This is a genomic window from Rhizobium sp. WYJ-E13 (assembly GCF_018987265.1).
Classification (GTDB): domain Bacteria; phylum Pseudomonadota; class Alphaproteobacteria; order Rhizobiales; family Rhizobiaceae; genus Rhizobium.
The window spans coordinates 4,008,333-4,017,500 of record NZ_CP076853.1; the positions used below are offsets into that span (position 1 = coordinate 4,008,333).

A 9,168-nucleotide genomic window follows, 5' to 3' on the forward strand; every position below is an offset into this window, starting at 1 on the left:
ATTGACTGTGAGTGAAAGCCGGGCAAAGTGGCAGCATCGAGAAAGCTGCCACTGCAAGGGAGACACCGCATGAGCCGCATTGAAAAGAATGGTCTCTTCATCGAAGCCGTCCTCCATGATTTCCTCGTGAAGGAGGCGTTGCCGGGCCTCGCCATCGATGCGGACAAGTTCTTCGCCGATTTCTCGGCGATGGTTCACGATCTTGCGCCGAAGAATCGTGCACTGCTTTTGAAGCGCGATCAGCTTCAGGCGAAGATCGACGATTGGTATCGTCGGAACGGTGCACCGACGGACATGGAGGCCTACCAGTCCTACCTCAAGGGCATCGGCTATCTCTTGCCGGAAGGCCCGGATTTCCAGGTCTCGACGGCCAATGTCGATACCGAGATTGCCTCTATTGCCGGCCCGCAGCTTGTCGTTCCCGTCATGAATGCCCGTTACGCGCTGAATGCTGCCAATGCCCGCTGGGGCTCGCTCTACGATGCTCTCTACGGCACGGACGCCATTCCGGAAACGGACGGGGCCGAAAAGAGCAAGGGTTATAATCCCAAGCGCGGCGAGAAGGTCATTGCCTGGGTTCGCGATTTCCTCGATTCCGCCGCTCCCCTCGACGGCAGTTCCTGGAAGAATGTCGGCGCCTTCGCCGTCAAGAACGGTGCTCTGGCGATCGCTGCCGCAGATGGCAAAGCTTTGGACCTGAAAGATGCCGAACATTTCGCCGGCTATCTCGGCGATGCAGATGCGCCGACGCATATCCTCCTGAAGAATAACGGCATCCATATCGAAATCATACTCAATGCCTCGACGCCGATCGGCAAGACCGATCCGGCGCATATTTCCGACGTCTGGCTGGAGTCGGCCATCACGACGATCATGGATTGCGAGGATTCGGTAGCCGCTGTCGATGCCGAGGACAAGGTCGTCGTCTATCGCAATTGGCTCGGTCTGATGAAGGGCGATCTGCAGGAGGAAGTGACGAAGGGCGGCTCGACCTTCGTCCGCAAGCTCAACCCGGATATGGCCTATACGGCACCAGGCGGCGAAAGCTTCGAGCTGCACCGCCGTTCGCTGATGCTAGTGCGCAATGTCGGCCACCTCATGACCAATCCGGCGATCGTTGATCGCGACGGCAACGAGGTACCTGAAGGCGTCATGGATGCAATGATCACCGGCCTGATTGCGCTCTACGATGTCGGCCCGTCGGGACGCCGCAAGAATTCGCGTGCCGGCTCCATGTATGTCGTCAAGCCGAAGATGCACGGGCCGGAAGAAGTTGCCTTTGCCGTCGAGATTTTCTCGCGCGTTGAAGATGCGCTCGGCATGCCGCGCAACACCATGAAGATGGGCATCATGGACGAAGAGCGCCGCACGACCGTCAATCTGAAGGAATGCATCCGTGCTGCCCGCGAGCGTGTCGTCTTCATCAATACGGGCTTCCTCGATCGCACCGGCGATGAAATCCATACATCGATGGAAGCCGGCCCGATGATCCGCAAGGGCGATATGAAGCAGGCCGCCTGGATTGCTGCCTACGAAAACTGGAATGTCGATATCGGTCTGGAATGCGGCCTCTCCGGCCATGCGCAGATCGGCAAGGGCATGTGGGCCATGCCCGACCTGATGGCCGCCATGCTGGAGCAGAAGATCGCCCATCCGAAAGCCGGCGCCAACACCGCATGGGTGCCGTCGCCGACAGCCGCTACCCTGCATGCCACGCACTACCACCAGATCAATGTCGCCAAGTTACAGGAAGGCCTGAAGGATCGCGCTCGCGCCAAGCTCTCGGATATCCTCTCCGTGCCGGTTGCCGTACGGCCGAACTGGACACCGGAAGAAATCCAGCGCGAACTCGATAACAATGCGCAGGGCATTCTCGGTTATGTCGTGCGTTGGGTTAACCAGGGTATCGGTTGCTCGAAGGTGCCTGACATCAACAATGTCGGCCTCATGGAAGATCGCGCGACGCTGCGCATTTCTGCCCAGCACATGGCGAACTGGCTGCACCACAAGATCGTCACCAAGGATCAGATCATCGAAACGATGAAGCGCATGGCGGCGGTCGTCGATCAGCAGAATGCCGGTGATTCGGCCTACATAAAGATGGCCGGAAATTTCGAAGATTCTGTTGCCTTCCAGGCGGCACTCGATCTGGTCCTGAAGGGCAGGGAACAGCCAAACGGCTACACCGAACCGGTCCTGCACCGCCGCCGTATCGAGATCAAGGCGAAACAGGTTGCGTGAACCTGAGCAAGCAAGATATAAAAAGGCCGCCGGATCGAAAAACCGGCGGCCTTTTTTATACCGAATTCAGTGCCTAGCCTACTGGATAACGATGACCTTGGAGGTGGTCTTGCCTGGCCGGACGCGGCTGTAGAGGTCGATCACATCCTGGTTCATCAGGCGGATGCAGCCCGACGAAGCGGCGGTGCCGATCGAGGCCCATTCCGGGGTGCCGTGCAGGCGGAAGAGCGTGTCCTTGCCCTCTTCATTGAAGAGGTACATGGCGCGTGCGCCGAGCGGGTTGGTGAGGCCTGGACCCATGCCGTCTTCGACATATTTGGCGATTTCAGGACGACGGACGGCCATTTCCTTCGGCGGGTGCCAATTCGGCCATTCCTGCTTCCAGGCGACATAGGCCGTGCCGGACCATGCGAAGCCCTGTTTGCCGACGCCGATGCCGTAGCGGACGGCCTTGCCGTTGGGCAGGATATAATAGAGGTGACGCTCGCGCGTGTTGACGATAATCGTGCCGGGACGTTCGTCGCTCTGATAAGAGACGATCTGGCGGCGGAATTCCGGCTTGACGCGATCGATCGGGATTGCCGGCAGGGAGTATCCGGCATCCGACGTTACGCCATAGGCGTCATTGAAGATTTGTGCCGTCTGAACGGTCGGACCCGCGCCCTTGTCGTTGGACGCGGTTTCGGACGTTGTGGAGCAGCCGGCCAGTGCCAGGGTCGCCAGCAGGCCAAATACAGGGAATGCGTTGCGGATGCGCATGGATGACTCGTGAAGGTTTTGGGGCAATGAAAGACAGTCTTTCGACCATCGTTATTTATGGTTTATTTTCGATTAACTTTGACTTTGCAAGGCTGCTGCGGTGCGACAAAATCCATCTGCGCCGCAAATTAGAAGCGCATGGTTTTTTTGCAACAACAGCCAACCCCACCTGAGGGTTATCCATGACGATTTTGAGCGTTTATAATAACAATCCGTTAATCGATGGCCGGCAATCGGACAGAGCCATGATGGTTCGCCGTGGCATGCAGGTTTTGCTCCATGACATGCGCCATGCGGTGCTGCCGGAGCTGCCGCTGGCGAGCGGCCGGCGTGCCGATCTGATCGCGCTTTCGGAAAAGGGAGAGGTCTGGATCATTGAGATCAAGACGTCGATCGAGGATTTTAAGGTCGATCGTAAATGGCCGGATTATCGTTTGCATTGCGACCGCCTGTTCTTTGCGACGCATAAGGATGTGCCTGTCGATATCTTCCCCGAGGAGTGCGGCCTTTTTCTTTCAGATGGTTACGGGGCGCATATGCTTCGCGAAGCACCTGAACACCGTCTGCCGCCGGCGACCCGCAAGGCCGTGACCCTAAACTTTTCGCACGCTGCTGCGCAGCGGCTGATGATGGCCGAATGGGCAAATGGCAAGCCGTTCAACGTGGATGATGTCTGATTATTTTGGCGCGCGTTTGGCGAGGATGCGCTGCAATGTGCGGCGGTGCATATTAAGCCGGCGCGCCGTCTCAGACACGTTGCGCTCGCATATTTCATAGACACGCTGGATGTGTTCCCACCGCACCCGGTCCGCCGACATGGGGTTTTCCGGCAGTTCGGCCTTTTCGCCCGGCCGTTGCGTGAGCGCGGCAAACACATCATCGGCGTCGGCAGGTTTTGCCAGGTAATCCACAGCCCCGAGCTTCACGGCCGTCACCGCGGTGGCGATATTGCCGTAGCCCGTCAGCACGATGATTCGCGTGTCGTCGCGCCGCTGGCGGATCGCCTCGATGACATCGAGGCCGTTGCCGTCACCGAGTCTTAGGTCGACCACGGCATATTTCGGCGGCCGGCCCTTGGACTTTGCCACACCTTCCGCCACCGATTCGGCCGTTTCCACATGAAAGCCGCGTGCCTCCATAGCCCGTGCTAAACGGCGCAGAAACGGGCCGTCGTCGTCGACGATCAGCAAGCTCGGGTCAGGCCCGATATGCTCCTCGCTGGAGCCGGCGGAAATCTCGTGGTTCTGATCTGTCATCGCTACGGTCCCGGCGGTTGAATGTCCGAATGCGTCAACCGCTTATATCTTGTTTATGCCCACAAAGTCATTTTGTCGAATTTGCGTCGATCAATACGCGAGGCCATTCGATTCGAATGCGGGCGCCGGCATTTTCCGGATCGCGGTTTTCGAAAAGCAAAGATGCGCCGGAGCGCTCCAGCAGCGTTTTGGCGATGAAAAGCCCCAACCCCAGGCCTCCAGCCGTATCTTCCCTCTGCCGTTTCGTGACGTAGGGTTCACCGATACGCGTCAGAATATCGGGCGCGTAGCCGTTGCCGTCGTCCTCGATGACGATGAGCACCTTTTCGTGATCGTGCTCGACCGTGACCGTCACCTTCTCTCGCGCATAGTCGACAGCGTTCTCGACGAGGTTGCCGAGCCCGTACATGATGCCGGCATTGCGGTCGGTAACGGGCTCGCCCCTGCGCGGGCTTTTCTCTATCAACTCCAGCTTGATGCCGAATTCGCGATGCGGCGCCACTATCTCCTCCATCATCGAGGAGAGCGGCAACCGCCGCAGATGCGCCTCGCCCTCGGCAGAGAGCGTCGTCAGCCGGCGAAGGATGTCGCGACAGCGCTCGCTCTGGCTGCGCAGAAGCTGAACATCCTCGCGGAACCGGTCGTCATTCTTGAGCTCGCGCTCCATCTCCTTGGCAACGACGCTGATCGTCGCAAGCGGCGTGCCGAGTTCGTGGGCTGCGGCGGCCGCAAGCCCGTCGAGCTGGGAGAGATGTTTTTCCCGCTGCAGCACCAGCTCCGTCGCGGCAAGCGCGTCGGCGAGCTGGCTTGCTTCCATCGAAACCCGGTAGGCATAGAAGGCGGCAAAGGCCATGGTCGACGCGATCGAACACCAGACGCCGAACTGCATGACATTGTGGACGTTGATTTCCATCCCGTCGTACCACGGAAGCGGAAAGGGCGAGAAGGCAAGCACGGTAATGCAGACCATCGCAAAGCCGATCAATGCTGTGCTGTAGCGGATTGGCTGTGAGGCGAAGGAAATGATGACGGGAACGCAGACCAGTGCCGCAAAGGGATTGGCAAGGCCGCCAGTAATGAAGAGCAGCGCGCAGAGCTGCAGAAGGTCGAAACCCAAAAGCGCGAAAGCGGCACGCGGCTCAAGCCGGTGAGTCGGCGGATAGCGTATCGTCAGATAGAAATTCACCCCGGCGAGTGCGGCAATCAGCGAGCAGCTGGCAACCAGCGGCAGGGGGAATTTCAACAGGAACGCGACGATGAAGACTGTTACCGCCTGGCCGGTGACCGCCAGCCATCGTAATCGCACCAAGGTCTGCAGGCGCAGCCGCCGGCTGCTCAGCCTGTCTTCCCGTGTCTGGGTTTCGGTTTTCTCAATCACGCCGGACTCCTACAGCCCATACTCTTACAGCATCGACGCACGGCGCTCCAAGGAAGGCAGATTATGTACCACGGGGCTTTGCCCTTGTCGTCGGCGCCGCTTCATCAGGCTTTTCCGGCCAAGGATGTCTTGGATAACGCCCCCGCATATCCGCGCGCACATCTTTCCACGAGCCCGCCCAGAAACCGGGCAGGTCGCGGGTCGTCTGGATCGGCCTGTGGGCCGGAGAAGTAAGCTCCAGAAGCAGGGGCAATCGTCCGCCGGCGACCGCCGGATGCAGCTTGAGACCGAAAAGCTCCTGTACCCTGATCGTCAGTGTCGGTTCTTCGCCGTCATACTGGATCGGATGGCGTTGCCCCGTTGGCGCCTCGAAATGCGTTGGTGCAAGCCGTGCGAGATCGCGCTGCAGGTCGCGCGGCACGAGTGCCATCAGCCCGTTGGCGAGCCCGGAGACGGAAATATCCGAAAGTCCTCTCGCGTCCGTCTGGAAAGGGATGAACCAGTCTTCCATGTGGTCAAGCAGTGCTTCGTCGCTCATATCGGGCCATGGTTCACCGATCGTCCGGTGCAGGAAGCCGATCCGCTCCCGAAGCTGCAGGGCCTCCTTGGAAAAGGGAAGCTGATCGAGTCCCAGTTCCTGCAATCCTTGCGCAAGCGCCCGTACCACCGCCTCGCCCGAGGGTCGTGGAAGCGGCGCTTCCTCGAATACGATCGCGCCGAGCCTTGTGGCTCGACGTGCCCGCACCTGCCGGCTCTGCCCGTCGAAAAAGGTCTGATCGTCCGTCCGGATTTCGCCCGGCAGCTCAACTTCGATGTCGGCACGGGAAATGTCCGCTGCCGCCAGAATTCTCCCCTGTGCAGCCCGGCCCGTCAGGTCGGCAATGACCAGCATCTGGCTGCCAGCCAGCCGCTCGGTCTCCGCCAGCTCCGCACCGCGGCCATTTGCCATGACATATCGCCCGCGCGCGCCGCGCTGAAGTGCGACCCGATCCGGGAAAGCGTGCAGGAGAAGCCTTCCTGCAAGCGCAGGTTCAGCACTCGAAATCTTGTTGAAGCCTTCCGAGAGCCTTCCCGCGAGCCGCCTCGAAGCCTCCGCCCTTTCGCCCTTTTCGCCTTTGAAACGTCGGAGACGCTCTTCCAGATCGATACTGGTGCCGCCGAGCCCTTGCTCGGTCAGTAGCACGGAGATCAGCGCCGCATCCTTGGCATGACCTGATTCACCAGCGGAAACCACCATGGCGGCCAGCCGCGGCGGCAGGGCGAGGTCGCGCATCACCTTTCCGCGCGCCGTCAACGCGCCGTCCTTGTCCAGCGCTCCGAGCTGTACCAACAGCGCACGGGCTTCCTTGATCGTCGTTTCCGGCGGCTGATCGACAAAGGCGAGCAATTTTGTGTCCTGGACGCCCCAATGGGCAAGATCGAGCACGAGACCGGAAAGGTCGCTCGAAAGGATCTGTGGTGGCGTGAACGCCGGAAGTGCCGCCGTCTGCCCCTGATGCCATAGGCGGATGGCGATGCCCGGCTCTGTTCTTCCGGCGCGGCCGGCGCGCTGCTCGGCCGAAGCCCGAGACACCCGCACGGTTTCCAGCCGGGTGATGCCTGTCGATGCCTCGAAGACAGGCAGCCGCTGCAAACCGCTGTCGATCACGATCCGCACACCGTCGATGGTAATTGAGCTTTCGGCAATCGAGGTCGCAAGCACGATTTTGCGCGTACCTGGTGCTGCGGGACGGATCGCCGCATCTTGCTCTTTCTGCCCGAGATTGCCGTAGAGCGGCGCAATTAGCGTCTCGGGGCCGAATCGTCCCTGAAGCCGCTCTGCCGTCCGGGTGATCTCCGCCTGACCAGGAAGGAAAGCAAGAATCGATCCGGATTCGCTTGCATGAAAACCGACGATCGCCCGCACCATCGCATCTTCGATTCGCTCGCCGCCCGGCCGGTCCTGATAGCGAATCTCGATCGGAAAGCTTCGCCCCGTGCTTTCGATAACAGGCGGATGATCGAGCAGGATGGTGACCCGCTCGATATCGAGCGTTGCCGACATCACAAGGATGCGAAGATCCTCCCGAAGCGCCGATTGAACGTCGAGCGCCAGCGCAAGACCGAAATCGGCATCCAGCGACCGCTCGTGAAATTCGTCAAAGATCACAGTCGAGACGCCGGAAAGTTCGGGATCATCGAGAATCATACGAGCGAAGACGCCTTCTGTAACAACTTCGATCCGCGTCCTCGCCGATATCTTGTTGTCCAGGCGCATGCGGTAACCGACCGTTTCGCCCACCTGCTCGCCCAGCAGGGACGCCATCCGGTGTGCCGCGGCGCGCGCCGCCAGCCGGCGGGGTTCCAGCAGGATGATTTTCCCGTCGCCGCGCCAGGCCTGGTCAAGCAGATGAAGCGGTACGAGCGTCGTTTTGCCGGCGCCCGGAGGAGCCGAAAGCACCGCCCGCTTATCCTTGCAAAGCGCCGCGCTGATATCGGGCAGCACATGCGAAACCGGAAGCTCCGGCAAAGAAGTCTTGGTCTTCACTTTCGGCCCGTTACCATTTCATAGGCAAGGATGGCGGCGGCCAGATCCTCGAGCGCTGCACCAACGGATTTGAAGAGCGTAATTTCCTTATCGTCCTTCCGTCCACCGCTGCTGCCGGAGATCAGTTCTGCAAGCTCGCCGCGTATATCGTCTGCTTTCAATACCCCGCTCTTCAGCGGTTGGACGATGTCGCCGCCTTCGCTGAGCGCGCCGGCTCTCGTATCTACATATACGGCGGAGCGACGCACGGCATCATCATCGCTCTCGCGCATGCTGGGTTTGAAAGCGCCGACAAGGTCGAGATGGGCCCCGGGCTTAAGCCACTCGCCACGAATAAGCGGCTCGCTGGAGAGCGTCGCACAGGAAATGATATCGGCCGTTTTCACCGCTGCTTCAATATTGCTCACAGCCTCCGCCCGCAGCCCAAGTGCTCGCGCTTCCTCAGCCACCTTCTCCGCCGCCTCGCTATTACGTCCCCAGACATGGTAGCGCCGGATCGGTCTGACTATCCCGTGTGCCTGCATGAGGTTGAGTGAAAGTCGGCCGGTACCGCAGACCAGCATTTCCTCCGAATTCGCTCGCGAGAGACAACGAGACGCCAAAGCGGAAGTCGCTGCGGTCCGTCGAGCCGTCAGTTCTCCGCCCTCGATTACCGCCAGCATCTGGCCGGTTGCTGCAGAGGAAAGCAGATAGCTTCCAAATATCGCTGGAAGGCTTCGGCGAACATTGCCGGGAAAGACGGAAACAGTCTTGATGCCTGCATATTGCCCGGGAAGCCATGCCGGCATCAGCAGAAGAGTGGCATTCTCTTCCCCGGGCACCTCCATATCGTGATGATGGCGAACGGGCATGACGCAGGTGCTTCGAAACATTGCCTCGATGGCGTCGATAAGCTCCGCCCAAGGCAGCGCGGATCGTGTCTGTTGTTCATCGAGTACAATCATTCTCAAACTCCGTATCGGCATGGATATATAGCTGTTTCAGACTACCGATTGGGGCGGTCGAGG

At 59.9% G+C, this 9,168-nt stretch carries 8 protein-coding genes; 3 read left to right on the forward strand and 5 right to left on the reverse strand.

Annotation, left to right across the window (positions count from 1 at the left end; translation table 11 throughout):
* The first annotated feature begins 69 nt into the window (after positions 1 to 69).
* Positions 70 to 2,241, forward strand: a complete 2,172-nt coding sequence (locus KQ933_RS19835; protein WP_216756437.1) for a malate synthase G — start codon at positions 70 to 72, stop codon at positions 2,239 to 2,241.
* Between the two features lie 78 nt (positions 2,242 to 2,319).
* On the opposite strand, the gene KQ933_RS19840 is transcribed toward KQ933_RS19835, so the two are convergent.
* On the reverse strand, positions 2,320 to 3,000 hold the full coding sequence (locus KQ933_RS19840; RefSeq protein ID WP_216756438.1) for a L,D-transpeptidase: 681 nt from the start codon (positions 2,998 to 3,000) through the stop codon (positions 2,320 to 2,322).
* A gap of 2 nt (positions 3,001 to 3,002) precedes the next feature.
* On the opposite strand from KQ933_RS19840, the gene KQ933_RS19845 reads away from it, so the two are divergent.
* A complete protein-coding gene (locus KQ933_RS19845) occupies positions 3,003 to 3,173 on the forward strand; it encodes a hypothetical protein (RefSeq protein ID WP_216756439.1) in 171 nt (56 codons plus the stop codon).
* Positions 3,174 to 3,182: 9 nt separating this feature from the next.
* Positions 3,183 to 3,677, forward strand: a complete 495-nt coding sequence (locus KQ933_RS19850) for an MmcB family DNA repair protein (protein ID WP_216756440.1) — start codon at positions 3,183 to 3,185, stop codon at positions 3,675 to 3,677.
* Here KQ933_RS19850 and KQ933_RS19855 read toward each other — a convergent pair whose 3' ends face one another.
* The 4 genes from KQ933_RS19855 to KQ933_RS19870 form a co-directional block, all read right to left on the reverse strand.
* Entirely contained in the window at positions 3,678 to 4,256 is a 579-nt protein-coding gene (locus KQ933_RS19855) for an ActR/PrrA/RegA family redox response regulator transcription factor (protein WP_183734638.1), read from the reverse strand.
* 67 nt (positions 4,257 to 4,323) lie between these two features.
* Positions 4,324 to 5,634, reverse strand: a complete 1,311-nt coding sequence (locus KQ933_RS19860) for an ActS/PrrB/RegB family redox-sensitive histidine kinase (RefSeq protein ID WP_216756441.1) — start codon at positions 5,632 to 5,634, stop codon at positions 4,324 to 4,326.
* Between the two features lie 61 nt (positions 5,635 to 5,695).
* Positions 5,696 to 8,161: an ATP-dependent helicase HrpB gene (gene hrpB / locus KQ933_RS19865; protein WP_216756442.1), complete on the reverse strand. Its 2,466-nt coding sequence runs from the start codon at positions 8,159 to 8,161 to the stop codon at positions 5,696 to 5,698.
* Positions 8,158 to 9,105 carry an ornithine cyclodeaminase family protein gene (locus KQ933_RS19870; RefSeq protein WP_216756443.1) on the reverse strand — a complete coding sequence of 316 codons (948 nt, stop codon included), beginning with the start codon at positions 9,103 to 9,105 and terminating at the stop codon, positions 8,158 to 8,160. Before KQ933_RS19870 ends, hrpB begins: the two co-directional genes overlap by 4 nt.
* Positions 9,106 to 9,168 lie beyond the last annotated feature (63 nt).

What these genes read in the sequence shown, in the direction of transcription:
- KQ933_RS19845 (WP_216756439.1), top strand. Translation starts at nt 3,003, where the DNA reads ATGACTCGTGAAGGTTTTGGGGCAATGAAAGACAGTCTTTCGACCATC.
- KQ933_RS19835 (WP_216756437.1), top strand. Translation starts at nt 70, where the DNA reads ATGAGCCGCATTGAAAAGAATGGTCTCTTCATCGAAGCCGTCCTCCAT.
- KQ933_RS19850 (WP_216756440.1), top strand. Translation starts at nt 3,183, where the DNA reads ATGACGATTTTGAGCGTTTATAATAACAATCCGTTAATCGATGGCCGG.
- KQ933_RS19870 (WP_216756443.1), bottom strand. Translation starts at nt 9,105, where the DNA reads ATGATTGTACTCGATGAACAACAGACACGATCCGCGCTGCCTTGGGCG.
- KQ933_RS19840 (WP_216756438.1), bottom strand. Translation starts at nt 3,000, where the DNA reads ATGCGCATCCGCAACGCATTCCCTGTATTTGGCCTGCTGGCGACCCTG.
- KQ933_RS19855 (WP_183734638.1), bottom strand. Translation starts at nt 4,256, where the DNA reads ATGACAGATCAGAACCACGAGATTTCCGCCGGCTCCAGCGAGGAGCAT.